General features: G+C 59.7%; 25 protein-coding genes. 11 read left to right on the forward strand and 14 right to left on the reverse strand.

The window, feature by feature from the left end; all coding sequences use genetic code 11:
• Window positions 1-52: 52 nt before the first annotated feature.
• From secG to AC1RO0_RS01480, 3 genes are all read right to left on the reverse strand, one after another.
• Entirely contained in the window at window positions 53-559 is a 507-nt protein-coding gene (gene secG, locus AC1RO0_RS01470) for a preprotein translocase subunit SecG (RefSeq protein WP_498591199.1), read from the reverse strand.
• Window positions 560-678: 119 nt separating this feature from the next.
• Window positions 679-1449, reverse strand: coding sequence for a triose-phosphate isomerase (tpiA, locus tag AC1RO0_RS01475; protein ID WP_498591200.1), 771 nt, complete (start codon window positions 1447-1449; stop codon window positions 679-681).
• 140 nt (window positions 1450-1589) lie between these two features.
• Window positions 1590-2486 carry a dienelactone hydrolase family protein gene (locus AC1RO0_RS01480; RefSeq protein WP_498591201.1) on the reverse strand — a complete coding sequence of 299 codons (897 nt, stop codon included), beginning with the start codon at window positions 2484-2486 and terminating at the stop codon, window positions 1590-1592.
• 199 nt (window positions 2487-2685) lie between these two features.
• Here AC1RO0_RS01480 and parE point away from each other — a divergent pair, with 199 nt between their 5' ends.
• The 3 genes from parE (at window position 2686) to AC1RO0_RS01495 (ending at window position 7354) form a co-directional block, all read left to right on the forward strand.
• Window positions 2686-4755 (forward strand): DNA topoisomerase IV subunit B, encoded by a 2070-nt coding sequence (parE, locus tag AC1RO0_RS01485; protein WP_498591202.1) that lies wholly within the window; start codon window positions 2686-2688, stop codon window positions 4753-4755.
• Window positions 4756-4899: 144 nt separating this feature from the next.
• Entirely contained in the window at window positions 4900-6033 is a 1134-nt protein-coding gene (locus tag AC1RO0_RS01490; RefSeq protein WP_498591203.1) for an esterase-like activity of phytase family protein, read from the forward strand.
• A gap of 142 nt (window positions 6034-6175) precedes the next feature.
• The gene (locus tag AC1RO0_RS01495; protein ID WP_498591204.1) at window positions 6176-7354 is read left to right on the forward strand and encodes an AI-2E family transporter; all 1179 of its coding nucleotides are present in this window, start codon (window positions 6176-6178) and stop codon (window positions 7352-7354) included.
• Window positions 7355-7365: 11 nt separating this feature from the next.
• Here the strand turns inward: AC1RO0_RS01495 and AC1RO0_RS01500 are convergent, their stop codons facing one another.
• From AC1RO0_RS01500 to AC1RO0_RS01515, 4 genes are all read right to left on the reverse strand, one after another.
• The gene (locus tag AC1RO0_RS01500) at window positions 7366-7767 is read right to left on the reverse strand and encodes a GNAT family N-acetyltransferase (protein WP_498592355.1); all 402 of its coding nucleotides are present in this window, start codon (window positions 7765-7767) and stop codon (window positions 7366-7368) included.
• 93 nt (window positions 7768-7860) lie between these two features.
• Complete coding sequence (locus tag AC1RO0_RS01505; RefSeq protein ID WP_498592356.1) at window positions 7861-9015, reverse strand: DUF2336 domain-containing protein; 1155 nt, start codon at window positions 9013-9015, stop codon at window positions 7861-7863.
• 114 nt (window positions 9016-9129) lie between these two features.
• Window positions 9130-9735, reverse strand: a complete 606-nt coding sequence (locus AC1RO0_RS01510; protein WP_498591205.1) for a flavin reductase family protein — start codon at window positions 9733-9735, stop codon at window positions 9130-9132.
• Window positions 9735-10322, reverse strand: coding sequence for a nitroreductase family protein (locus tag AC1RO0_RS01515; protein WP_498591206.1), 588 nt, complete (start codon window positions 10320-10322; stop codon window positions 9735-9737). Before AC1RO0_RS01515 ends, AC1RO0_RS01510 begins: the two co-directional genes overlap by 1 nt.
• A gap of 110 nt (window positions 10323-10432) precedes the next feature.
• On the opposite strand from AC1RO0_RS01515, the gene AC1RO0_RS01520 reads away from it, so the two are divergent.
• The gene (locus AC1RO0_RS01520) at window positions 10433-11560 is read left to right on the forward strand and encodes an RgsD C-terminal domain-containing protein (RefSeq protein ID WP_498591207.1); all 1128 of its coding nucleotides are present in this window, start codon (window positions 10433-10435) and stop codon (window positions 11558-11560) included.
• A 19-nt stretch (window positions 11561-11579) separates the two neighbouring features.
• Here the strand turns inward: AC1RO0_RS01520 and AC1RO0_RS01525 are convergent, their stop codons facing one another.
• The 5 genes from AC1RO0_RS01525 to AC1RO0_RS01545 form a co-directional block, all read right to left on the reverse strand.
• Window positions 11580-12419: a lysophospholipid acyltransferase family protein gene (locus AC1RO0_RS01525; protein WP_498591208.1), complete on the reverse strand. Its 840-nt coding sequence runs from the start codon at window positions 12417-12419 to the stop codon at window positions 11580-11582.
• Window positions 12420-12530: 111 nt separating this feature from the next.
• On the reverse strand, window positions 12531-14519 hold the full coding sequence (gene thrS / locus AC1RO0_RS01530) for a threonine--tRNA ligase (protein ID WP_498591209.1): 1989 nt from the start codon (window positions 14517-14519) through the stop codon (window positions 12531-12533).
• A 123-nt stretch (window positions 14520-14642) separates the two neighbouring features.
• On the reverse strand, window positions 14643-15173 hold the full coding sequence (locus AC1RO0_RS01535) for a DUF1697 domain-containing protein (RefSeq protein ID WP_498591210.1): 531 nt from the start codon (window positions 15171-15173) through the stop codon (window positions 14643-14645).
• Window positions 15174-15178: 5 nt separating this feature from the next.
• Window positions 15179-15607 carry a membrane protein insertion efficiency factor YidD gene (yidD, locus tag AC1RO0_RS01540; RefSeq protein WP_498591211.1) on the reverse strand — a complete coding sequence of 143 codons (429 nt, stop codon included), beginning with the start codon at window positions 15605-15607 and terminating at the stop codon, window positions 15179-15181.
• 12 nt (window positions 15608-15619) lie between these two features.
• The gene (locus AC1RO0_RS01545) at window positions 15620-16087 is read right to left on the reverse strand and encodes an iron-sulfur cluster assembly scaffold protein (RefSeq protein ID WP_498591212.1); all 468 of its coding nucleotides are present in this window, start codon (window positions 16085-16087) and stop codon (window positions 15620-15622) included.
• A gap of 290 nt (window positions 16088-16377) precedes the next feature.
• Between AC1RO0_RS01545 and folE the strand changes: the two genes are divergently transcribed.
• The 3 genes from folE to AC1RO0_RS01560 all read left to right on the forward strand — a co-directional run bounded on the left by folE (window position 16378) and on the right by AC1RO0_RS01560 (window position 18555).
• Window positions 16378-17001 carry a GTP cyclohydrolase I FolE gene (gene folE, locus AC1RO0_RS01550; RefSeq protein WP_498591213.1) on the forward strand — a complete coding sequence of 208 codons (624 nt, stop codon included), beginning with the start codon at window positions 16378-16380 and terminating at the stop codon, window positions 16999-17001.
• Between the two features lie 25 nt (window positions 17002-17026).
• A complete protein-coding gene (gene hisI / locus AC1RO0_RS01555; RefSeq protein ID WP_153365580.1) occupies window positions 17027-17476 on the forward strand; it encodes a phosphoribosyl-AMP cyclohydrolase in 450 nt (149 codons plus the stop codon).
• A 113-nt stretch (window positions 17477-17589) separates the two neighbouring features.
• On the forward strand, window positions 17590-18555 hold the full coding sequence (locus tag AC1RO0_RS01560; protein ID WP_498591214.1) for a patatin-like phospholipase family protein: 966 nt from the start codon (window positions 17590-17592) through the stop codon (window positions 18553-18555).
• A gap of 170 nt (window positions 18556-18725) precedes the next feature.
• Here AC1RO0_RS01560 and AC1RO0_RS01565 read toward each other — a convergent pair whose 3' ends face one another.
• Both AC1RO0_RS01565 and AC1RO0_RS01570 read right to left on the reverse strand, forming a co-directional pair.
• Complete coding sequence (locus AC1RO0_RS01565; RefSeq protein ID WP_498591215.1) at window positions 18726-19160, reverse strand: CBS domain-containing protein; 435 nt, start codon at window positions 19158-19160, stop codon at window positions 18726-18728.
• A gap of 167 nt (window positions 19161-19327) precedes the next feature.
• Entirely contained in the window at window positions 19328-20098 is a 771-nt protein-coding gene (locus AC1RO0_RS01570; protein WP_498591216.1) for a rhomboid family intramembrane serine protease, read from the reverse strand.
• 322 nt (window positions 20099-20420) lie between these two features.
• Between AC1RO0_RS01570 and AC1RO0_RS01575 the strand changes: the two genes are divergently transcribed.
• From AC1RO0_RS01575 to AC1RO0_RS01590, 4 genes are all read left to right on the forward strand, one after another.
• Window positions 20421-21050, forward strand: coding sequence for a PAS domain-containing protein (locus AC1RO0_RS01575; RefSeq protein WP_498591217.1), 630 nt, complete (start codon window positions 20421-20423; stop codon window positions 21048-21050).
• A 118-nt stretch (window positions 21051-21168) separates the two neighbouring features.
• Window positions 21169-21798: a PilZ domain-containing protein gene (locus tag AC1RO0_RS01580; protein ID WP_498591218.1), complete on the forward strand. Its 630-nt coding sequence runs from the start codon at window positions 21169-21171 to the stop codon at window positions 21796-21798.
• Window positions 21799-21869: 71 nt separating this feature from the next.
• Window positions 21870-22832 (forward strand): prolyl aminopeptidase, encoded by a 963-nt coding sequence (gene pip, locus AC1RO0_RS01585; RefSeq protein ID WP_498591219.1) that lies wholly within the window; start codon window positions 21870-21872, stop codon window positions 22830-22832.
• 400 nt (window positions 22833-23232) lie between these two features.
• Window positions 23233-23838 (forward strand): transglutaminase-like cysteine peptidase, encoded by a 606-nt coding sequence (locus AC1RO0_RS01590; protein WP_498591220.1) that lies wholly within the window; start codon window positions 23233-23235, stop codon window positions 23836-23838.
• Window positions 23839-24082 lie beyond the last annotated feature (244 nt).

Raw genomic sequence — 24082 nt, forward strand, 5'->3', positions numbered from 1 at the left:
AAACAAAACCGGCAGATCCGAAGACCTGCCGGAGGATGATATGCGACCGGGCTTAGTTGCCGGTCGGAACGCCGTTGCCGCTCTGGGCAGGCGTCGTGGTAGCCGGCGCCGTCTGCTGACCGGTAGCGGCCGGGGCCTGCTGCGTGGTCGCTGCCGGAGCGGGCTGCGTCGTCTGGGACTGCGGAGCAACTGCGCCGCTGTTCGGAACGCCGCTGTTATTGGCGGGCTGCGACTGGCCAGCTGCCGGGGTTGCGCCATTCTGGCCGCCCAGCGAATCGAGAATGCCGTTGCCCTGGCCCGATGTGCTCGGAATACGGTTCAGAATATCCGTCGGACGTCCCTCGAAGCGCGAGAGCACGTTCATGCCGAGCGCCAGTGCGAAGAACAGGGCCGCCAGGATTGCCGTGGTGCGCGTCAGCGCATTGGCCGTGCCGCGCGCCGACATGAAGCCTGATCCACCGCCAATGCCCAGGCCACCGCCCTCCGAGCGCTGAATCAGCACAACGCCGATAAGGGCGACAACAATCATGAGATAGATGACAAGCAATACGGTTTGCATAGGTCCAGTCCTGCCCACGGGCGCGGGCATCAATCAAAAAGAAAAGCTCGCGGCTCTTTACATGAGGCTATCGCCTATTCCAAGCCCTTTTAAGATTGGAATTCAGGCAAGTGGGGCCTTCAGGCGAACTGCAGTTCGAATGCGCCATAGATGGCGAGGAAGTCGACGGCTTTCAAGCTTTGCCCACCGACGAGCAAACCGTTGACATTTGCGACCGACAGCAGGTCCGCCGCATTCGCGCCGCTGACCGAGCCGCCGTAGAGAAGACGGAACTTTTTGCCGTCCTCGCCGAAGCGTTCCACGAGTTCGCCGCGGATGAAGGCGTGGGCCTCCTCGACATCGGCACGCGTTGGAACCTTACCCGTGCCGATCGCCCAGACGGGCTCATAGGCGATGACGGTCGTTTCCGAGACGGAACCGTCGGGAACCGAACCGGCGAGTTGGCGCTTGAGCACGTCAAGAGTCTGAGCATTGTCGCGCTCTTCCGCCGTCTCGCCGATGCAGACGATCGCGGTCAAATCGGCATTGAGGGCCGCTTCCGCCTTGGCGCGCACCAATGCGTCGCTTTCCGCGTGGTTTCTGCGGCGTTCCGAGTGGCCGACGAGGACGTGGGTGCCAAAGCAATCGGCAATCATCTCGGCGGAAATATCACCGGTGTGAGCGCCGCTGACCAGTTGATGGCAGTCTTGCGCGCCGATCGCCAGCGGGCTGTCATCGCAAAGTGCCGTTGCGACATAGAGGAGCGTTGCCGGCGGGCAGAGCAGCGTGTCGATCTTTTCCGACAGAGGCGCCTTCACCCCTTCCGCGATCGCCTTGATCTGGTCGAGGCTGGCACGCGTGCCGTTCATCTTCCAGTTCCCCGCCAACAGCGGCCGTATTTGCTTCGTCATTCCTCATCTCCCCTTCATTCATGTGCTGCCGCACTAACAAAAGTGAGAGGGAAAGAAAAGTTAACGGTGCTCCTCGGAACGACTTAAAATCGTTTAAAAATCGCTTTTGCGAAAATAAACCGAAATTTTTCCGAAAAGACCTATGACGGCTGCGGATCAAGGATCCAGTTCAGCACCTTCCGCCAGTCGGTCATGCGAACCGGTGTGCCGTGATTGCCGGTCGCAAACAGCGTGAACCGCGTCGGATAATGCGTCTTGTAGAGTTTTTCGAACAGCGTTTCCTGGTCGGCGGCGGCATAGACCGGATCCTTGCTGCCATGGGTGAACCAGACCGGCAGTTTCGCCTTGTAGAAAGCGCTCTTGGTAAAGTCAGGATCGGTCACGCCGCTCAAGATCGCCATGCCCTTCAGGCGTTTGACGCTCTCGGCATCGCGGGTGATGCCCCAGCAGACGAAGCTACCCATGGAGGCACAGGTGAGGATCACCGGCTTGCCACCCGACTTCTCATAGGAATAGCGGATCAAGGCTGCGATATCGTCGACGCCATTGCTGTCGAAGCTTTTGACGCTCGGGGCATAATAGGTGCCGCCATTGTTGTAGGCGAGGTTCTTCAGCCGGTTGAAGTTGCCGCCGAAGGTGTAGTCGTTCGACCCCAGCCGACGGTCGCCGCCGCGGCCATGGATGAAGATCACCGTGAAAGCCTGTCCGGATGCCGGGCCGATGCGCGTGACATCGAGCTTGCGATCGCCAAGCGGCAAGGTCTCGTCCTGTTGCGCTTTCCAGCGCACGCCAGTTTCGACATAGGCCGGCTTGACCCGCTTTTCCGGGATCTGGTCGCGGCCGTTGATGTCGCGCATTTCCTGATAGTCGATCGTCTGGAAGGCGCCATTGTCATGGCTTTCGATGACCGTCTGGCTGGAAAACAGTTCATCCTTGAAGGGCTTCAGCGCTTCGGCGGCGACGTCAGAGGCGACGGTCAGCGGCAAAAAGGCCGCAATTGCGGCTAGTATCGACAAATGAGCTGTGGACATTCGCATGCGGAGACTTTCCTCGATAGGCTCACGGGCTTGCCATTCGTCGCCCGGCAACGCAAATCTTTTTTCGAATTTGTCCCGTCATCGGGGCGCCATCGCGTTAGAACGTCGTTTCTGGCAGAATCAAGGTGATTCGCGGCATCGACGGCAAATGTGATGATTCTGGGGTGTGACCCCTTCAAGGATAAATCTGAACAGCTCCATGGATAACAGCAACGATCTCTTCTCCGGACTGCCGGTTTCGCCGAAGCCCGAAACGGCGGAAAAGCCGGCCGCAAAGGTTGAAAGCCCTGCGGCCGCTCCTGCCCCTGCCCCGCGCGCAGTTCCGACAACCTCGTCCGCCGAGGAATACGGTGCGAATTCGATCCGCGTCCTCGAAGGGCTCGAACCGGTGCGTATGCGCCCCGGCATGTATATCGGCGGCACCGACGAGAAAGCGCTGCATCATCTCTTCGCCGAAGTCATCGACAACTCCATGGACGAGGCCGTTGCCGGTCACGCCGATTTCATCGAAGTGCATCTCGACCAGCGCGGTTACCTGACTGTCACCGATAACGGCCGTGGCATTCCGGTTGAAAACCATCCGCAGGTGCCGGGCAAATCGACGCTTGAGGTCATCATGACCAAGCTGCATGCCGGCGGCAAGTTCGACGGCAAGGCCTACGAGACCTCTGGCGGTCTGCACGGCGTTGGCGTTTCCGTCGTCAATGCGCTCTCCGACGATCTCGAAGTCGAGGTTGCCCGCAACCGCAAGCTCTATCGCCAGCGCTTTTCGCGCGGTGTGCCGCAGGGCGGCCTTGAAGAGTTGGGCGATGTCCATAACCGCCGCGGCACCCGTGTTCGTTTCCACCCTGATCCGCAGATCTTCGGCGATCACGCCAAGTTCGATCCGGCCCGCGTTTTCCGCATGGCCCGCTCCAAGGCCTATCTCTTCGGCGGCGTCGAAATCCGCTGGAGTTGTGATCCGGAATTGGCGCCGGCAGGCTCGGATATTCCCGACAAGGCCGTCTTCCATTTCCCCGGCGGCCTGAAGGATTATCTCAAGGCGACGATGGGCAACGAGTTCACCGTCACCCGCGAAATATTCTCCGGCAAGTCGGAGAAGGGAACCGGCCATGGCTCACTGGAATGGGCGATCACCTGGTATGGCGGCGACCCGCAGGTTCATTCCTATTGCAACACCATCCCCACCCCCGAAGGCGGCACGCACGAGGCCGGCCTGCGCATCGCGCTGACCAAGGGGCTGAAGAATTATGCCGAGCTGACGCAGAACAAGCGCGCCGCCGGCATTACCACCGACGACGTGATGATCTCCGGTGTCGGCATGCTGTCCATCTTCATTCGTGAGCCGGAATTCGTCGGCCAGACCAAGGACAGGCTTGCGACCGTCGAGGCGCAGCGCATCGTTGAAAACGCGTTGCGCGATCCCTTCGATCACTATCTCACCGACAATCCGACAGAAGCCGAAAAGCTGCTGGAATGGGTGATCGAACGTTCCGAGGAGCGGCTGCGCCGGCGTAAGGAGAAGGAAGTCAATCGCAAGACGGCCGTGCGTAAACTGCGCCTGCCCGGCAAGCTTGCCGATTGTTCGCAGAACACCGCCGAAGGCGCCGAACTCTTTCTCGTCGAAGGTGATTCTGCTGGCGGCTCCGCCAAGCAGGCGCGCAACCGCATGAACCAGGCGATCCTGCCGCTGCGCGGCAAGATCCTCAACGTCGCCAGCGCCGGCCGCGAAAAGCTCTCCGCCAACCAGCAGATTTCCGATCTGGTTCAGGCGCTCGGTTGCGGCACGCGCTCGAAATATCGCGAGGAAGACCTTCGCTATCAGCGCATCGTCGTCATGACCGATGCCGACGTCGATGGCGCTCATATCGCCTCGCTGCTGATCACCTTCTTCTATCAGGAAATGCCCGAGCTGGTTCGTGGCGGCCACCTCTTCCTGGCCGTGCCGCCGCTCTACAAAATCACGCAGGGCTCGAAATCCATCTATGCCCGCGACGACGCCCATCGGCTGGAGCTGATGGAGAGCGATTTCAAGGGCAAGGGCAAGGTCGAAATCAGCCGATTCAAAGGCTTGGGCGAAATGCTTCCCGCTCAGCTTAAGGAAACGACGATGGACCCTTCCAAGCGTACGCTGTTGCGCGTCGTGATCGACGAGGTGGATTTCGAAGGCACGCGCGACGCCGTCGACAACCTCATGGGCACCAAACCCGAGGCCCGCTTCCGCTTCATCCAGGAACGCGCGGCATTTGCGGAAAATCTGGATATCTGACAGCCGCGCTTCGGCGGCTGCGGCAAAATCGATTTCCCGATATTTTTAGGGCATGGAGCGCGATCCGTAACGAAAGCGTCATGGTCGGATGCATAGATGCGGCGCGAACCCGCCAGCTCATGATCCGGATGTAACGATATCGCCATGATGAAGCCCTTCCTGCCGACCGCCGCTCTTGCCCTTCTTCTCTGCACCACCGCCCGCGCCGCCGATATCGGTGCGGTTGTTGACGTGCCCTGCCCCTTCGGCGACTGCAAGGCCGGTATCAGTCTCTCCTATCTCGGTGAGTACGACATTCCGACGGGCTTCGTGGAAAACGGCGTCGAGGTCGGCGGTCTCTCCGGTATCGATTTCGATCCCTCGACCGGTCACTATATCTCGATCAGCGACGACCGTTCCGAAAGGGCACCGGCTCGCTTCTACGATCTCGACATCGATGTCGGCGCCGACGGCCTCAAGGGCGTGACGGTGCTCGATCATGTGACGCTGAAGGACAAGAACGGTCAGCCTTTCGCGTTCCGCACGGTTGATTCCGAATCGATCCGCATCGGCAAGGACGGCATCTATTGGAGCAGCGAAGGCGACGGCAAGCAGCTGTTGCCGCCATTCGTGCGCGTCGCCAATCGCGATGGCAGCTTCGTGCGAGAATTGCCTTTGCCCGAAGGCTTTGCCCCCACCGCCGACAAGAGCACGGGTATCCGCGATAACCTCGCCTTCGAGGGTCTGACGTTCCTCACCAGTGGCGATCTTCTCGTCGGCATGGAGTCCGCACTTTATCAGGACGGGCCGATGACGACGCTGACCAATGGCACGCTTGCCCGCATCATCCGTTACGATGCGGCCACGGGCGAACAGAAAGCGCAATATGTCTATCCGATATCACCGATCCCGCAGGCGCCGGCCAAGCCCGGTGGCTGGAACGATTTCGGCATGTCGGAAATCCTGGCGCTGGATGACCGGCATGGGCTGTCGGTCGAGCGTGGCTATGCGCAGGATATCGGCAACTCGGTGGTCATCAACATGTTCGATCTCGACGGCGCAACCGATGTTTCCGCGATCCCATCGCTCGCAAAGACCGATCAGCGCATCGTGCCGGTACGCAAAACCCAGGTCATGGATTTGCGCGCGCTGGGCCTCGCACCCGACAATATCGAAGGTGTCACCTTCGGCAAGGCAAAGGACGGCACGGATGTGCTGATCTTTGTTGCCGACAATAATTTCAATCCGACGCAGAAGACCCAGTTCTTCGCCTTCAAGGTTCTTCGTCGGCCATCTTAACGCCAGTCGTCTCTTGCCCGCATTGGTAGTCGTCTTGCCGTCATGACAACGGATTATATAGGCTTTCGGGTTGCGGCCCTTGAATCGGCCTAGATCATGGCCCATAACCGGTTGATCGAATAAAAAAGGTAAAACAAGTCCGGTGGGTGTATTCGAACGTCAAAAGCAGAGGGAACCACGGTGGCTGGGGCCTACCGCGCCTTCACGCATGGCCCTTATTCCGTCCATTTCGGCGGCACGCTGGCTGCTGATCCTGATTGCCGCGGCCGGCATTTATTTCTTCTACGGCTTCCTGATCCCTGTGCTGGCAGCGGCCGTGATAGGTTTTGCCACCTGGCCGCTCTACAGCGACCTTCTGCGCCGCACCGGCGGCAACACGACGCTCGCCGCCGCCATTGCCATTGCCTTTATCGTCACCTTCCTGGTGCTGCCAATCGTGCTTTCCGCCATCTATATGGCTGGCGAGGTGCGCGAATGGTTTGGCTGGGCCGTGCATGTCAACCGCGACGGCGCTCCGCCGCCGCAGTGGATTCTGGCGCTGCCGATGGTCGGCTCCTGGCTTGGCGATCAGTGGACGCAGTATATTGGTAGCCCCGGTTCCATCGGCGAATTGGCGCAACTCATCAGCGGCGCGCATATCGGCAATATCTACCGCGCGGTGCTTGCCGCCGGTGGCGGTGCCTTTCATGTCATTCTGACCTTGCTTTTCATGCTGATCGCGTTGTTTTTCATATACCGCGACGGCTCGATGTTCGTCCGCCAGGTCGATCTGTTGGGCGAACGCATCCTGCCGAACCGCTGGGAGCGCATTTCCCGCGTCGTGCCGGCGACGATCAGTTCCACGGTCATGGGCATGACGCTGATCGCCATCGGCGAAGGCATCGTGCTTGGCGTTGCCTATTGGATTGCGGGAGCGCCATCGGCGATCACGCTCGGTGTTCTCACTGGTGTCATGGCGCTGGTGCCGGGCGGTGCGCCGCTCTCCATGTCGCTCGTCTCCATCTACCTTGTCGCCAGCGGTTCGCTATGGGCGGGTATCGCCCTGTTTGTCTGGGGCACAGTCGAACTCTTCATCGTCGACAAGACGTTGCGGCCGAAGCTCGTCGGCGGGCCGATCAAGCTGCCCTTCCTGCCGACCTTTTTCGGCCTTGTCGGTGGCGTCAAGACCATGGGGTTCCTCGGCCTCTTCATCGGCCCGGTGCTGATGGCCATCATCGTCGCGATCTGGCGCGAGTGGATTCGTGAGGCCGAGCTGACAGAGGAACAGCACGCCCAAGAGCCGGAACTGCAATTGAAAATCCGGGATGGTTCCGAAGGCTGATCAGATCCTGCCTACGGGGACAGGGTCTTTTCCATGAACAGGCTGAGCGGATCGGGTTTGTACTCGCCGAATGGTTCGATCTCCACATAGCCGAACTTGCGGTAGAGAGCGATGGCTTCCGGCTGGTATATCCCGGTTTCCAGCCGCACCGCCGTCAGCTTCCGTTCCGCCGCCGTCCCTTCAAGCACGTCCATCAGCCTTAGAGCGACCTTTTGTCCCCTGGCGATCGGATCGACGAACATGCGCTTGATCTCGGCCGTGCCATCACCCGCCTCGACCAGCGAGCAGCAGCCGACGATATCGCCATCCAGCCGCGCAACCCAGAAGGTCACTTCCGGGTTTTCCAATGAGCTCAGATCTAGCAGGTGGTTGCTCTCGGCAGGATAGAGCGATTCGGCATAGGCGCTCGACATGTCGAGGAGACGGATAACACCGTCCTGGCGCGGTGGTTCAACGGCAATGGTCAGCAAAAGTCATATCCTGAAAACTTTGATCGCTGATCAATATCACGCTGCCGCGAGAGCCGCCAGCGCTGCAAAACTCCGCGCAGTCTGCCGCCGTTCGGCATTGGCGAGCTTCTCCACCATGTCCAGTAGCTGTATCGCCGCGCCGGGAGACCGCTCCGCGACATGGAATTTGCGCATCAACCGGACCGAGACATTTTCCAGCATGCTGCCGCCCGATGCCTGTGATGCCTCCCGCCAGATCAGGGTCGCCTCGACGAAGACAACGCTGATATCGCGCGGCAGGCCAGCGGATTCATAAAGCGCGCGCACGGCATAGACACGTCCGGTCGACAGGATCGAACGCACCCGCCGCTCGCCGCAGCCGGAAAGGTTCGTAATCGCGCCGGCAAAGAAATCGACCTTGCCGGAACAAAGCGCGTGCATCAGGAAAGCCGGCGTCAGCCAGCCGGACTGACGCAGATGTTCGGCCAGATCCGGAATATCGTCATGCTGAACCGATCCGGCGATCGAGACCGTCGCGGTCTCGCTGGCCTCACGGGTAATATGCTGCAGCCGGCCGGTGCCGATCGTCGCCTGGATAAGGCTGGAGCCCGCCAACGCTGCGCAAACATGCCGCATCAGCAGGTGGCGGACATCCGAAGGCAGGGCGTCGCGGGCAAGAAGCAGGCCACGAATCTCCGCGTGATCGCCGAGCCGCTCGGCAATGCGTTTCAGCGAGGCGCGCGACAATGAGGCGGCATCGTTTTCCAGCAGGCAGAGAATCTCGGTTTCGCCGCCAATCTCGGCCAATGCCGCGGAAACCGGTCGAGACACCTGCCCGCGCGAGGCGATCAGGACACGCGTCACGTCACTGCCGCGCAGTGCAAGATCGACGAGATCGCCATCGGTGAATACCGGCGACAAGAGAATGACCTGGCCGGCGATTTCCGGCTGATCCTCCGCCAGGGAAAGGATGATATCACGCGGTGCGTTCGGCGCACGCGCCACGGCTTCGGCAAGTGACAGCCGTACGCGAGGCGATGGATCATCGAGCAGATAGGTCATCGCCATCTCGGCGGCCTCACGCTCTCCCGCCGGCATCGCCGATTGCAGATAGGCACGGCCGAGGGCATTGGCTGCCCTTGCCCTGCCCTCTGCCTTGGCGGTCTCAGCCCAGCGAAGAAATGCTTCTATGATCACGTAATGCCCCGATATCGTCGGGACGATTCTTGTCCCGCAAATCCATGAGGGACACGCTAACGGCGAAAGGTTTACGGGCCGTTTACCTTATTTATTAACCACTAATGCGCGAACCGGCACCCTCTGGCGTCACGGTGTCTTCGGCCGTATTAATTCGAAGACTTCGCTGCCTTCACTGTAGTCCATGTAGCCCATACGCGCGACAGGCCGGGCAAGCGCCATATCGAGCCGACCGTCGCGAATGATCGTCTCATCGATATGAATGCCGACAACCTGGCCGAAAACCATGACATTATCCGTCGGCTCTCCGTTGAGGTCCTTGGGCCGCATGATTTCCGTTACCTGGCATTCGAGAACGGCGAAGGCTTCGCCGACATAGGGCGCATCCACCAATCGGCCGGACTCGGCCGTGAGACCGGCAAGCTCGAACTCATTGGTGCCATAGGGTACGGAAATGGATGAATGGTTCATCTTGTCGACGAGGTTGCGGCTGACCAGATTGGCGGTGAAGACGCCGGTTTCCTCGACATTGCGGGCGCTGTCCTTGCGGCCCGTCGAGGAAAACATCACCAGCTTCGGTCGATCGCTGACGGCGTTGAAGAAGGAGTAGGGCGACAGGTTGATGGAGCCGTCCCTGCCCTTGCTGCCGATCCAGCCGATCGGGCGCGGCGTGACGATCGCCTTGAAGGGATCGTGAGACAGGCCATGCTGATTGGTGTCGGTCGTGTAGAACATTATGCCCCCTCGCCGCCAACCCAGGTCACGGTTTCCGCCAGTTCCGGGCGCGGCCGTTCTATCGGCGGGAACTCGGAGGAGCCGATATGGATGAAGCCGGCGACCTTTTCACCCGGCTGGACGCCAAGGAGCGGATAGGCGCGCTCGTCATAGGCGAACCATTCGGTCAGCCAGTTCGAAACCCAGCCATGTGCATTGGCCGAAATTAGCAGATTGAGGCAAAGCGCGCCCGCTGACATCAACTGTTCCCATTCCGGGATCTTGAAATGTGGGCCTGCCTTACTGACGACGGCGATAACGACCGGCGCGCGGGTGAAGCGCGTGCGCTCGACCTGAATCATTTCCCCGGACAGATCGGGCTTGGCTTCGAGCGCGAGCTTCAGCAACTCTTCACCGATCCGCGCGCGCTCCTCGCCGCGATAGACGATAAAGCGCCACGGGGCGAGCTTGCCGTGATCCGGCACACGGGAGGCTAGCCGCAGGATCTCTTCGATTTCGGCCTTGTCCGGGCCTGGTTCCGCCATCTGAAACGCGGGAATGGATCGGCGAACCGCCAGATAATCGACCAGCTTGATATCGGTTTTCATGGAATGATTGCTTTCATTTTCATGCGCGGGAGGAAGTGGGTCTTGAATTTGCCACCGCATTGGTTTTGAAGTGGCCTGTGTTTTATCGGAAGTCAATCGGTTGGGAACGCATGTCAGGTATTTCATCCGCTCACCGATTGGGCGCGGCTTTCGCCATGCTCGCAAGCCTGAGCACGGCTGCCTCGGCGCAGGATGCCTTTCAGGAATTCAAGCAGCTCGACGGCAGCATGAAAATGCCGAAGCTCAATGCCTTCGTAGCGCCGGGCGGCGAAAACTCGCCCGCGCGGACATTGCGCGACGTTTCGCTGGAAGCCAAGCTCGCGCCGGATAGCGGCCCGCAGCAGCAGGGCCTGTCCTGGTATGTCTTCAGCCCCTTTGCCGGCGCTGATGGCAAGTTGCCACTGGTGGCGAGCTCCAAGGGCGGCTCGGCCTCCTTCCATCTCCTGCCCGGCGATTATTTCGTCAATGTCTCCTTCGGCCGGGCCGGCGTCACCAAGAAGCTGACCGTGCCCGAAAGCGGCCTGTCGCAGAAGCAGACCATGGTGCTGGACGCCGGCGGCATGGTGCTGAACGCCGTCTCCGGTTCCGACGTTCGCATTCCGCCGGCCGAGCTGAGTTTCTCGATCTATGCGGGCGACGCCAAGGAAGATGGCGAGCGGGGGCTCGTCATGTCCGACGTCAAGCCGAACACTCTGGTGGGTCTCAGCACCGGCACCTATCACATCGTTTCCGAATACGGCGCCGTCAACGCCGTCATTCGAGCCGATATCCAGGTCGAGGCCGGCAAGGTGACTGAGGCGACGATACAGCACAGGGCCGCCAAGATCACCTTCAAGCTGGTCTCGGATGCCGGCGGCGAAGCGATCGCCGATACGGCATGGTCAATCCTGACATCTGCCGGCGATATCGTCGGCGAAAGCCTCAGCGCTTTCCCGGTCATGGTGCTGGCGGAAGGCCAGTATACCGCCGTCGCCCGCAACAAGGACAAGATCTACCAGCGCGACTTCACTGTCGTTGCAGGCCGGAACACCGATGTCGAAGTGCTGATGAAGGAACAGCAGCCGCAGGACGCCGACGATCAGCAACCGGCGCAGCAGCTTCCAGTACAGTTGCCGCAGGCACAGCAGAACCAGGGGCCGTCGGGCCAACCAGGCGTGTCAAGCCAACAGCGTCCGTTGCCGACCTACGAGCAATTGGCACCGTCCGCCGGCGATGATGGCGGCGATAGCATGGATTGACGGTGAGGCAGTCCTTGCCTCAGCCGGCTTTTTTCCGTAGCGCCCGCTTCGGCGGTGCCATGGAAAACACCGCGCCATAGAGTTTCGACAACAGATCCTTGCGGTCGCTGCCTTCGCTCATCGCTTCCCAGGTCATCAGCTTGCCGACATGGGCGGTGATCGTGCTGCCGGAAAGGCGGCGGAACTCGCGGATCAATAGCGAGATGCGCAGCGTCATCGATACGCGGCTGGCAAGATGAAACAGCCGGCCATTCTGGCCCTCGAAATAAATGGGAATGACGCTGGCGCGGGCCGCCTGGATGAGTTTTGCCGGAAAGATCTTCCACGGCAGGTCCTCGGCACGCCCAAAGCCCTTCTTGGCCGTCGCGACGCCGCCGGCCGGAAAGACGATGATGGTGGTGCCTTCCTTGAGCAGGCGAACGGCCTCATGGCGCGTTTTCATGTTGATCGCCATCGCTTCCTTGGTCTCCTCGAAGGAAACCGGCAGCGAATAGTCGTTCATTTCCGGCACTTTCAGCAGTTCGTTGTTGATGAGCACCTTGAACGGGCGTCCGAGCTCTTCGGCGAGTGCCAGCACGGCAATGCCGTCGCCGATACCGAAGGGATGGTTGGCGACGATGACGATCGGCGCATCGGGAATTTCACGCGGCGGCCATTCGCCCTTGGTCGCGAGGCGCACATCGATGAGATCGAGCATCTTGCCGAAGACACGCTCGCTTTTGCCGACAATATCGCTGCGCCAAATATCGTAGAGCCGGGTATAGCGATCGCGGCCGGAAAGGCCCTCTATGGAGCGGATGAACCAGCGCTTGATGCGCGTATCCCGTTCATTGGCGTAGGATAATTCTTTGAAATCCAAATCCGCGACGGGCTGCCCCGCTCCTTGTGCATCCAGGCGCATATATTACAGATGTATGTCAGTTATCTGACGGCGCACTGAAGGCGCCGTCAGACAACATCTATCTGTTTATCAGGCGAGCTTGGCCCGCCTGGCTTCGCGCTTGCGCAGAACGTCCGGCGGTGTGGCTTCGAGCGACAGCGATGCGATCGCCTCGTCGAGCGACATTGCCGTCTGTGCCTGGCTGCCGAGACGGCGGATGTTGACCGAGCGCTCCTCGGCTTCCTTCTTGCCGCAGACGATGATCACCGGAACCTTCGTCACCGAATGCTCGCGGATCTTGTAGTTGATCTTCTCGTTGCGGAAATCGGTCTCGACCGTGAGCCCGGCATCGCGCAGTGCTTCGGCAACTTCTTCGCCATAGCCGTCGGCTTCCGAGGTAATGGTTGCGACCACCACCTGCAGCGGCGAAACCCAGAGCGGCATATGGCCGGCGAAGTTCTCGATCAGGATACCAAGGAATCGCTCCATCGAGCCGCAGATGGCGCGATGGATCATTACCGGCTGCGTCTTTTCCGAATGCTGGTCGATATAGAAGGCGCCAAAGCGTTCCGGCAGGTTGAAATCGACCTGCGTCGTGCCGCACTGCCATTCACGACCGATGGCATCCCTCAGCGTATATTCGAACTTCGGCCCGTAGAACGCGCCTTCGCCCGGCAGAATGCCGGTTTTGATGCGGCCGCCGGACTGTTCTTCGATCGTCTTCAGCACGTCCATCATCACGCTTTCGGCACGATCCCAGAGCGCATCGTCGCCGACGCGCTTTTCAGGACGGGTCGAGAGCTTGACGACGATCTCCTTGAAGCCGAAGTCTTCATAGACCGAGAGGATCAAGTCGTTGATCTTCAGGCATTCGGCCGCCATCTGCTCATCTGTGCAGAAGATGTGCGCGTCGTCCTGCGTGAAGCCGCGCACGCGCATCAGTCCGTGCAGCGCGCCCGAAGGCTCGTATCGATGCACGTTGCCGAATTCCGCAAGGCGGATCGGCAGTTCGCGGTAGGACTTCAAGCCATGCTTGAAGATCTGGATGTGGCCGGGGCAGTTCATCGGCTTCAACGCGAAGACGCGGTCGTCGTCGGTATCATCGCCGGCGACAGTCACCTTGAACATGTTATCGCGATACCAGCCCCAGTGACCCGAGGTTTCCCAGAGCGACTTGTCGAGCACCTGCGGCGCGTTGACTTCCTGATAGTCGCCTTCCAGACGGCGGCGCATGTAGGAGACCAGCGTCTGGAAGATCCGCCAGCCCTTGCCATGCCAGAAGACGACGCCCGGACCTTCTTCCTGGAAATGGAACAGGTCCATTTCGCGGCCGAGACGGCGGTGATCACGCTTTTCGGCCTCGGCGAGGATGTGCAGGTAGTTGTCGAGATCGGCTTGCTCGGCAAAGGCCGTGCCATAGATGCGGGTCAGCATCGGATTGTTGCTGTCGCCGCGCCAATAGGCACCGGCCACCTTCATCAGCTTGAAGGCCGTGCCGATCTGGCCGGTGGAAGCCATATGCGGCCCACGGCAGAGGTCGAACCAATCGCCCTGATAATAGATCTTCAGGTCCTGGCCCTCAGGAATGGCGTCTACGAGTTCGACCTTGTAGCGTTCGCCCTTGTCGGCAAAGACCTGTTTCGCCTTCTCGCGCGACCAGATCTGCCTGGTGAAGGGCTTATTGCGCTGGATGATCTCGCGCATCTTCTTCTCGATGACCGGCAGGTCGTCGGGCGTGAAGGGCTCGTTCTTGGCGAAGTCGTAATAGAAGCCGTTTTCGATCACCGGGCCGATGGTCACCTGCGTGCCGGGCCAGATCTCCTGCACGGCTTCCGCCATGACATGCGCCGCGTCATGCCGGATCAGCTCCAGCGCGCGGTCGTCATTACGGGTAATGATCTCGATCTTGCCGTCGGTCACCGGCTCGGAAAGGTCGCGCACGGTGCCGTCGATCGCAATGGCGACGGCCTTCTTGGCAAGCGACTTGGAAATGGATTCGGCGACATCCCGGCCGGTTGCGCCAGCATCGTAGCTGCGCACGGAACCATCAGGAAATGTCAGGGAAACGGATTGGGACATCGAAATTCTCCTTGTCCAGTCCCGCCAACGAATGCGGGTGGTTTCAACAGACGCGGTCAATCAATGTTGTTGAACGCGGTCGCCTGATAGCGATATTTCGCCGTTTAGTAAAGGAAAAGAGGCTTATGAGCCGATCATCCGGGCCACGCCGCGTACCGTATTCCAGTTACGCAATGTGCCGACACCAAGGCGCTTGGTGGTCAGCGACGACAGCAGGCGCGTTTCGCTCGCTTTGCCGCCAAAATCGATCCAGAGATCGCCATTGACCACGGCCAGCCGCTCCGGGTCGCTTCTGCGCTTTTCGAGTACTTCGATTACGGACGGATCGAGCGGCCTGCGCATGACGCGGACCGCCACTTCGCTGCCCCCACCGTCTGCGAACGGATTGCCAGTAACAAGCTTCATCCATGTCGCAGCATCGCGCGCAATGATGTCGACGTGCTTGCCGAAAGTCTTCGCAAAGCCTGCTTCGAGTTGAGTTTCGATTGCTGCAATCGGTTGCTCGCCAGCCTCAAAGACCAGATTGCCGGTCGCGACCAATGTTTTGACGTTGGTGAATCCGAGATCCTCCGCCATCGCCCGCAGATCAGCCATGACCACGCGCCGGCCGGCGGTGAGAACGATGCTGTGAAGCAGTGCGACATATGTCGTCATGCCGTTCAGGCTGCTTTTCGGCCGATGACGAAATACCGCCAGGGTGTCCACCAATGATAGCGGCTTTCCAGAGCCTCCGGCACGGGGTCCAGCCCGCTGGTGCCGCCAGGTCCGCATCGTGCCACCCGAAACAGCGTCATCCAGCCGCCGGCCCAGAGGCCATGACGGGCGACGGATTCGTAGCCATATTCCGAGCAGGTCGGAATATGGCGGCAGGAATTGCCGATGAATCCGGAAAGGGTCAGTTGATAGAGACGGATCAGGCCCATACCGAGGAGCCGGTCGGGCGTCTTGCGGAAGGGGCCGGAATAGTTGCGGGAATGCAGCGGTTTAATGTTGTCGCGGGATGCTATCTCGCTGCGCCTCGCGCTGCTGGAGCCTGCAGCGGCGCCTCCCTCGTCATCGTCGTCCTGAATGGAACAGAGATAGCACATGGCTCACCGTCTTTATGAAACGGCTGCGGCAGCCGCAATCGCAGGATTTCCGCGCGCCGCCTCGATCTGCTCGATCGCATCCACGACGGCATCGAATGTCAGCATCGTCGATGCGTGGCGCGCCTTGTAATCCTTGACCGGCTTCAGATAGCGCATGTCCTCGAAACGGCCCGATGGCCCCTCGCCGTCCGCCTTCAGCATCGCAAGCATATCCTCGCGCGCTTTGCGCAGTTCTGCGGCGGTCGCGCCGACTATGTGGCGGGCCATGACCGAAGAAGATGCCTGACCGAGCGCACAGGCCTTGACGTCGTGCGCAAAATCGGTAACGACACCGTCGTCCATTTTCAGCCAAATCTTGACGCGGGAGCCGCACAGTCTGGAATGGGCCTGAGCGCTTGCATCGGCGTCTGAAAGGCTGCCAATGCGTTCGATATTGCCGGCGAATTCCAGGATCTTGCTGTTATAGATCTCGTCCATCATCGATTTCGCTCCGATGTACCTGTTTTGTGTTTCGAAACAAAAAACACACTGTATCTCGTTCGGACACTTTCACAGGGACAATGCCATACTATATGTATGTCGTTCGAAGACCACAAAATTGCAATGGTCTTCTGTAAGTTTGATGGGAAACCGTGCAGGACGGCAGGCTTGTCCGCCAGCCAGAACGCCCCGGAGCCCGCCAAAGGTGCACATTTTCCCAAGTCTGGGGAATACCAGTGGCGAGTCCGACAAAACAAGATCCGCGGTGCGGATCAGGAGATCCACAGGTAATGGACGCCATTGTAAAGAACTTTCCGCAAGCCGTTGAATCCGATCGTGTATTGGACCGCCCTTCGCAGAAGGAAGCAGAGGACGCCGTACGCGTTCTGCTTCGCTGGGCGGGTGACGATCCGCAGCGTGAAGGCTTGCTCGATACGCCGGCGCGCGTCGCCAAGGCCTATCGCGAGCTTTTCGCCGGTTATGACATGAACCCCGAGGATGTGCTTGGCCGCACCTTCGAAGAGGTTTCCGGCTACGATGACATTGTCCTCGTGCGCGATATTCCGTTCTACTCGCATTGCGAACACCATATGGTGCCGATTATCGGCAAGGCGCATGTGGGTTATCTGCCGAATGGCCGCGTGCTCGGCCTGTCGAAGATCGGCCGGGTCGTAGAGATTTTCGGCCGCCGCCTGCAGACGCAGGAGGCCATGACCGCCCAGATCGCCAATGCCATCGACGATTCCCTGCGTCCGCGCGGTGTCGCCGTGATGATCGAGGCCGAACATATGTGCATGGCGATGCGCGGTGTGCAGCAGCAAGGGTCTTCGACGCTGACGACGACTTTCACCGGTGCTTTCAAGGCCGATCCGGCTGAGCAGGTCCGCTTCATGACGATGGTTCGGAGCCGCTGATAGGGCTCCAAGGAAAGAGCCTGAGATGAATTTGGTATTCAACGCCCCTTCCACGGATAAATCCGAGCTTGAGGACGCGGGTGATTTCACGCCCCGTTTCGACGATCGCGGCCTGATCACCGCGATCGTGACCGATGCCCATGACGGCGAGTTGCTGATGGTCGCGCATATGAATGCCGAGGCTCTGGCGCTGACGATCAAGACCAAGACGGCGCACTACTACAGCCGTTCGCGCGGCAAGCTCTGGAAGAAGGGTGAAACCTCCGGAAACCTGCAAACGGTGACGGAGATCCGCACCGATTGCGATCAGGATGCCATCTGGCTGAAAGTTGTAGTCGCAGGTCACGATGCAACGTGCCATACTGGTCGCCGGTCCTGTTTCTACCGCACGGTCGAGCTTGAGGATGGAAAGCCGGTGCTGAACGTGGTCGACGATCACCTGCACTTCGATCCCAGCGACATCTACCGGAAGTAGGCCTCGCGGCCAAGTTTCCGCCTATCGATCGATAATTAAATATACGATTTGGAAACGAAAAAGGGACAGTATTTTAGCAAGGGGCACATAAAGGCCTCGGAGGAAGATATGTCATGCTGAATTGGGGGTTGAATCGTCAGGGCGCCGGACAGACTTCGGCAGGTTCAGATCCGACGACCTCGCGCGACATCCTCGCTCCCCCCATTGCTCCCGCTGCCCCGAAGAAAGTGAAGATCGCGCTGGCGCTCGGTGGCGGCGCTGCTCGCGGCTGGGCTCATATTGGCGTGCTGCGCGCCCTGGACGAAGCGGGTATCGAGGTCGGCATGGTTGCCGGCACCTCCATCGGGGCTCTGGTCGGCGGCTGCTATCTTGCCGGCAAGCTTGACGAGCTGGAGGCTTTTTCCCGCTCCTTGACCATGCGCCGCATCGCCAGCCTGCTCGATCTCACCATCGGTGGCAGCGGTCTGTTCGGCGGCATGCGGCTCACCAAGCGTATGCAGGAACACCTTGAAGGCCTGTCAATCGAGGATCTCGACCGCACATTCGTCGCCGTCGCCTCGGAATTGAACACCGGTCATGAGGTCTGGATCGCCAATGGTTCGCTGATCACGGCGCTGCGGGCGTCCTATGCCCTGCCCGGCATTTTCGAGCCGGTTCGCACCAACAGCCGAACGCTGGTCGACGGCGCTCTCGTCAATCCCGTGCCCGTTTCCGTCTGCCGCGCCTACGAACAGCCGCTCGTGGTCGCCGTCAACCTGAACTACGATCTTTATGGTCGCTCAGCTGTCGTCAAGCACAATGCCGGTCCGCCAACCAGCGACCAGCAACGCCGCGACGAGGCACCCTACACCAAGCTTGGCATGACCGGCGTGATGGTGCAGGCTTTCAACATCATCCAGGATCGGATCTCGCGCGCACGCCTTGCCGGCGATCCGCCGGATCTGTCGCTGCATCCGCGCCTCAGCGATATCGGTCTTTCGGAATTCCATCGCGCCGGCGAGGCGATCGAGCGCGGCTACGAGGAGACATTGGCTCGCCTCACCGAAATCCGGCGCATGCAGGAAGCCTATGCGCGCTAAGGCGCCGATAGACCAGAAAATCTGAAAAGGCAGATAGCCACAAGCCCATCTCGTTTACTAAGGCGGGATGGGCTTCGCATGTGATGCCCCGCCCTTCGCTTTAGGCTCAGGGCGTTCGTCGTTGCAATCAACTCACTGGCTCGATTGCTCGGGCTCTGCCCGACCGCTGCTCAACCGGCAATATAAGCTTTGATCTGCTCGGCCTCGAGCTCGATTTCGCGGATGCGCCATTTGACGACGTCGCCGATCGAGATGATGCCGGAGAGCTTGCCTTTGTCCTCGACCGGGACATGGCGGAAGCGGCGCAGGGTCATCACTTCCATCAATTCATCGGTGGTGGTCTCTTCCTTGCAGCGATGCACCTTCGCCGTCATCAGCGAGGCAATCGGCTGATCAAGACATTCGCCACCGTGCTTGGCCACCGCATTGACCACATCGCGCTCGGTGAATATGCCGGAAATCTTGCCCGCCATGCCGACGACGACGATGGCGCCGATGCGGTTCTCGTTGAGAATCTTGGCGGCCTCCGCAACGGTCGTATTACCCCCGGTGGTAACGACATCGCGGCCTTTGGTATCAAGTATGGCTTTTACGGAAACTGACATTCGATTCTCCCATCTCGAAAGCACAGTGAACATGCGAGCCTCGGATTTGTTCCGAAACCACCCCAAGGTTTCGGACCGCTGCTCCCGTCATCGGCCGCGTTGGTCTCCTCCCACGCGCGTCCGATAGAGATGAATGTTGCGCCTGTGAGGCCAAGAAAGCAACAGCTTCATTCCGTTGATGCAGCTGGATTTTCGACTTCGGCGCGAGGCTGCCGGTCGAACAGCGAAAACAGCAGGAATCCGAAGAGGAAGCCGCCGATATGGGCGTCCCAGGCAACGGGTTGTGAACTGTCGCCAACCAGAGTGACGCCGAACGCGACCAGCGCATTGCCGGCGATCCACATCAGAATATAGACGACGACCGTCCGGCTGCGCAGCGAGGCGAGGATCGACAGCCGTGGATTGAGGTGGGCTTGCCGTATGCCGATGCGGCGGCCGTCCATGGCCGGAAAGGCAAAGCGGCATGCCGCTCCCATCAACCCGGAAACGACGCCGGATGCGCCGATCAACAGGGTCTGGTCACCCCAATAGATGGCTGCGTGCAGGAATGCGGAGGCGGCGGCCGAAAAAATCCAGAACATCACATAGCGCACGACGCCAATCCGGCGCGCGACGGGGGCTGCGAAGACCATAAGCCATAGGCCGTTGAAAACGATATGCTCGATACCGCCATGCAGAAGCGAATAGGTGACCGGCGTCCACAGCCACTCCAGCCCCTGCTGCGACAGCGGAAAAGCATAGCGCGCGGGAATGAAGCTGAAGGTGAAATAGAGCCAGTTCAGCGTATCGTCCGACCACCAGGGCAGGTTCTGAACAGCGAAGACCACAGCCAATAGCGCCAGGCTTGCGAGGATGACAGGTGGCAGGTTGAAAGCCGGAACGCGCTGCGGCGGCCGCTCGTCTTCTGGCTGTTGGCGCGGCGGCTCTGCATTATCCATGTCTTGCTCTGAGATCCTCAAAAAGGGACTCGAGACATACAGCAGCGACCGTCAAAAAAAAAGCCGTCCAACTGAGGTGGACGGCTTGATCGGGCGTTCCTCATCGGGATGCACAGCAATGGCTTGCATCCCATGCCCGAAAGAGTTTGTGCTGAAGGTCACCTCGTGAAGTGATGGGATATTTCTCCCATTCAGGCTCGCAGAAGGCAAACGATACCCTTTGTTAACCCTAATGGCTCGGCGTTGGCATGAAATAAGCAAGGCAAGGCGCAAGGGCGATGAGCGCCCCGGTATTTGAACTGAAATGGGACACCGACGCGTCATGCGCCAGAAGACGAGCATCGAGATATTTACCTATTGGGAGCAACTGCGCGGCAGCGTGGATGCCCCCTTGCGCAATTTGATACAGCCTTCGGCGGTCCGCCACATCTTGCCAGAACTCTTCATTCTCGAGCTCCTGCCGAATGAAGCTCCACGTTTTCGGCTGGCCGGGACGGCGATTTGCAGTCTCATGGGGCGCGAAATTCGCGGTGAGAGCTTTGCGGCACTTTGGGCAGGCAGCCAGATCGAAGACCCGGTACGCATTGCGACGGGCGTCATGACGCATGTGGTTCCCGCCTTGATCAATGCGACCGGCTATAGCATCAGCGGCCGCCATATGGCCTTTGAAATGGTGCTGATGCCGATGCGTTCGTCGGGCGATGTCTGCGATCGACTGCTCGGCTGTCTGACGCCGGTTGCCCATACGGCATGGCTCGGCAGCGAGCGTTTGGAGTTCCTGGCGCTGGATCGCAGCCGCCTGCTTTACGACCGCCCTGCCCGTGCTGCCGAACAGCCATCGCATCCGCAATCCGCCTCTCCGATCTCCCCTCGGGATGGCGCTCGCTTTGGTGAACTAATGCGCCGGGTACTGAATCTGAAAACGGGCATGCACGATTCGCGCGCCGGCTGACCCATCGCGGCACAAATTCATCCATCTCTTCTCGGTGATTCCTTGGCAAAGACAACCTTACCTTAAGAAAGTTCGGCTAAAGATTGTAATAAACATAATCGGTTGAAGAAGCCCTTTCATGCATTCATTCCAGCCAGCCCAGACGACGCGGCCCAACAAGATGGTGGGAGGTGCGCCCCGCAATGATCTGCGAACCTTTCAGCGGGTTCCGATCAATATGCAGGGCCGTCTGATGCTGGCCAGTTACGAAGAGTTCGAATGCCTGGTCACCGACATGTCGCCCGGCGACATGTATGTCACCTGCCTGGGACGTCCGCGCGCCAATGAGCGCATCGTGGCCTATATCGATCATCTTGGCCGGGTCGAGGGCAATGTGGTCGCCATCGACGGTCGCGGCTTCAGCATGTCGATCAACGCGACCGACCGCAAGCGCGAGAAGCTCGCCGCTCAGCTGACCTGGCTTGCCAACAAGCATGAGCTTGGTCTTCCGGAAGATCGCCGTCATGACCGCCTGACGCCGCGCTCCACCACCAGCGAGTTGACCTTGGAAGACGGGACTCTCTATATCTGCCGCATCATGGACCTGTCGCTGTCGGGTGCAGCCGTCGATGTCGAGGCCCGTCCGCCGATCGGAACGCCCGTTCGTCTCGGCAATATGCGCGGCCGCGTTGTGCGTCACTTCATGGAAGGCGTCGCGATCGAGTTTCTCTCGCTGCAATCGCGCGAGACGTTGCGCGAATTCCTCTGATCCCGTCATTCTGACGTCACGTTCTCTCTAGAGACAGAGGCAATTCTCCTCCTCTATTCGCGTGGCCATCGATGAAGACGCTTTATCCGGAAATCGAGCCCTATGATCAGGGCACGCTCGATGTCGGCGATGCCAACAGCCTTTACTGGATGCAATCGGGCAACCCGAACGGCGTTCCCGTCGTCGTCCTGCATGGCGGCCCCGGATCCGGTAGCTCCGCCGGCGCCCGCCGCTTCTTCGATCCGCAACATTATCGCATCATCCAGTTCGACCAGCGCGGCTGTGGCAAAAGCCTGCCGCACGCGTCCGAGCCGGAGAGCGATCTCTCCGCGAACACCACACGGCATCTGGTTGCCGACATCGAGCGGCTAAGGCTCTTTTTCGGTGTCGAACGCTGGCTGGTCTACGGCAATTCCTGGGGATGCACTTTGGCTTTGGTCTACGCGCAGGCGCACCCGGAGCGCGTCGTAGCCCTTATCGTCGCCGGCGTGACCATGACGCGCCAATCCGAGATCGATTGGCTTTGCAAAGGGCTCGCTCGCTTCTTTTCCGAGGAATGGGAGCGATTTCGCGCAGGCGTTCCGGAGAGCCAGCGCGATGGCGACCTCGTCGCAGCCTATTATCAATTGCTCCGCGACCCGGACCCTGCCGTCCATCTCAAGGCCGCCAGAGACTGGCATGAGTGGGAATCGGCCAACATTCTGGTCGATCCACGGGCGACGCTTTCCGACCGTTGGGCCGATCCACGCTACGTCATCGCAAGAGCTCGCATCATCACCCACTACTTCCACCATCGCGGCTGGCTGGATGACGATCAGATACTGCGGAATGTCCATCGGCTTGCTGATATCCCTTGTACGATGATTCAGGGTCGCCTCGATCTCGAAGCGCCCGTTGTCACCGCATGGGAACTCTCGCGGGCCTGGCCCACGGCACGTCTGATGATAGTTCCCAATGCTGCGCATTCACCGGGGACGTCGGAGATGGCGGCAGCCATTGTCGATGCCACGGACGTGTTTCGCGCCCTCGCCTGAAGGCAGTAAAAAAAACAAAAATATTTTCTAGTGTGCCGTCCCAAAATGGCACAACAAACGGAAATCTCCGACATTCGGACTGCCTCTGCTATGTGCCGAGACAAGGAATTGGCCCTGCTTCATTAACGCCTCGGGTGAACAAGCCGTTCGGCTAATTTTAGCACTTAAAAAGAAAGTCATTCAAAAACAAACGGATATGAGAAATCCAGTCACAGCGGCAAACGCGAGAGGATTTTTGAATTCCCATGGAAACTACTTCAAATTTGATTCAAATTTTATTCTCATTTTATGACAATTCGACGTGTGTTTGAATAAACTAAGTGCTTAATTTGACTGCGTAATTTTGCGTGGGGTAAAAGCCTGCATGTCATTCTGGTCCCAATAAAAAAGGGACACGGACATGAGCTTTCAACTTCTTCTTCGCGGATATGCCGCAGTAGCTCTCTTCACCTTCGGCTGTCTCGGCCTCGCCCATGCGACGCCTGCCAATATGACGATCACGGGCGATGCCGCGCCACCGATCGGCCACTACCAGTTCTGCAGGGAAAATCCGACTGAATGCTCCTATGCCGGCGGCGATGCCGGTCCCGCTATCCTCACCGAGGATCGCTGGAAGACGATCCTGAAGATCAACTACGCGGTCAACACGACGATCCGGCCGATGACCGACATGGACCTCTACGGCGTCGAGGAAAAATGGGCGATCCCGACCACCGCCGGCGATTGCGAGGATTTCGCGCTTCTGAAGCGCAAGGACCTGATCGAGGCTGGCTTTTCCCCCTCCGATCTGCTGATGACCGTCGTGCTGCAGCCGAACGGTGAAGGCCATGCCGTGCTGACGGTCCGTACCGACCGTGGCGACTTCGTCCTCGACAATATGCGCAACAAGGTGAAGCTTTGGTCGGACACCGAATACACCTTCCTGAAGCGCCAGTCTGCCGACGATCCTGCTCGTTGGGTCAAGATACAGGATGGCCGCGCGGTCGCTGTCGGCAGCTTGAAGTAAGTCACCTCTCCTCCTTGCGACCGCCGGCGGCCTAGCGTTGGCGGCGTGAGCAAAAGGCCCGGTCTGTCCCAGGTTTCTGTCCCGATCGGCGCCTCGGAGCCGTTCCCACTGTCCCGGGAACGGCTCTTTTTCGTTTCCGGGCGTATCCCGTCGAAAAATCATCCGGATAATCGCGAGAGCATATCCGCGATTAAATATGCAGGGCGACATACTTTTAATCACTCATTAACCATGAAGGCGGCAA

Source organism: Rhizobium sp. GW821-FHT14E12 (assembly GCF_058803745.1).

Excerpts from the sequence above, each read along its gene's own strand:
- AC1RO0_RS01515 (WP_498591206.1), bottom strand. The coding sequence starts at position 10,322 with ATGAAAACCGATATCAAGCTGGTCGATTATCTGGCGGTTCGCCGATCC.
- AC1RO0_RS01565 (WP_498591215.1), bottom strand. The coding sequence starts at position 19,160 with ATGTCAGTTTCCGTAAAAGCCATACTTGATACCAAAGGCCGCGATGTC.
- parE (WP_498591202.1), top strand. The coding sequence starts at position 2,686 with ATGGATAACAGCAACGATCTCTTCTCCGGACTGCCGGTTTCGCCGAAG.
- pip (WP_498591219.1), top strand. The coding sequence starts at position 21,870 with ATGAAGACGCTTTATCCGGAAATCGAGCCCTATGATCAGGGCACGCTC.
- secG (WP_498591199.1), bottom strand. The coding sequence starts at position 559 with ATGCAAACCGTATTGCTTGTCATCTATCTCATGATTGTTGTCGCCCTT.
- AC1RO0_RS01570 (WP_498591216.1), bottom strand. The coding sequence starts at position 20,098 with ATGGATAATGCAGAGCCGCCGCGCCAACAGCCAGAAGACGAGCGGCCG.
- AC1RO0_RS01580 (WP_498591218.1), top strand. The coding sequence starts at position 21,169 with ATGCATTCATTCCAGCCAGCCCAGACGACGCGGCCCAACAAGATGGTG.
- AC1RO0_RS01545 (WP_498591212.1), bottom strand. The coding sequence starts at position 16,087 with ATGATGGACGAGATCTATAACAGCAAGATCCTGGAATTCGCCGGCAAT.
- AC1RO0_RS01490 (WP_498591203.1), top strand. The coding sequence starts at position 4,900 with ATGATGAAGCCCTTCCTGCCGACCGCCGCTCTTGCCCTTCTTCTCTGC.
- AC1RO0_RS01560 (WP_498591214.1), top strand. The coding sequence starts at position 17,590 with ATGCTGAATTGGGGGTTGAATCGTCAGGGCGCCGGACAGACTTCGGCA.
- AC1RO0_RS01575 (WP_498591217.1), top strand. The coding sequence starts at position 20,421 with ATGCGCCAGAAGACGAGCATCGAGATATTTACCTATTGGGAGCAACTG.
- AC1RO0_RS01510 (WP_498591205.1), bottom strand. The coding sequence starts at position 9,735 with ATGTTCTACACGACCGACACCAATCAGCATGGCCTGTCTCACGATCCC.
- hisI (WP_153365580.1), top strand. The coding sequence starts at position 17,027 with ATGAATTTGGTATTCAACGCCCCTTCCACGGATAAATCCGAGCTTGAG.
- AC1RO0_RS01500 (WP_498592355.1), bottom strand. The coding sequence starts at position 7,767 with ATGTCGAGCGCCTATGCCGAATCGCTCTATCCTGCCGAGAGCAACCAC.
- AC1RO0_RS01590 (WP_498591220.1), top strand. The coding sequence starts at position 23,233 with ATGAGCTTTCAACTTCTTCTTCGCGGATATGCCGCAGTAGCTCTCTTC.
- yidD (WP_498591211.1), bottom strand. The coding sequence starts at position 15,607 with ATGTGCTATCTCTGTTCCATTCAGGACGACGATGACGAGGGAGGCGCC.
- thrS (WP_498591209.1), bottom strand. The coding sequence starts at position 14,519 with ATGTCCCAATCCGTTTCCCTGACATTTCCTGATGGTTCCGTGCGCAGC.
- tpiA (WP_498591200.1), bottom strand. The coding sequence starts at position 1,449 with ATGACGAAGCAAATACGGCCGCTGTTGGCGGGGAACTGGAAGATGAAC.
- AC1RO0_RS01480 (WP_498591201.1), bottom strand. The coding sequence starts at position 2,486 with ATGCGAATGTCCACAGCTCATTTGTCGATACTAGCCGCAATTGCGGCC.
- AC1RO0_RS01535 (WP_498591210.1), bottom strand. The coding sequence starts at position 15,173 with ATGACGACATATGTCGCACTGCTTCACAGCATCGTTCTCACCGCCGGC.
- folE (WP_498591213.1), top strand. The coding sequence starts at position 16,378 with ATGGACGCCATTGTAAAGAACTTTCCGCAAGCCGTTGAATCCGATCGT.
- AC1RO0_RS01520 (WP_498591207.1), top strand. The coding sequence starts at position 10,433 with ATGTCAGGTATTTCATCCGCTCACCGATTGGGCGCGGCTTTCGCCATG.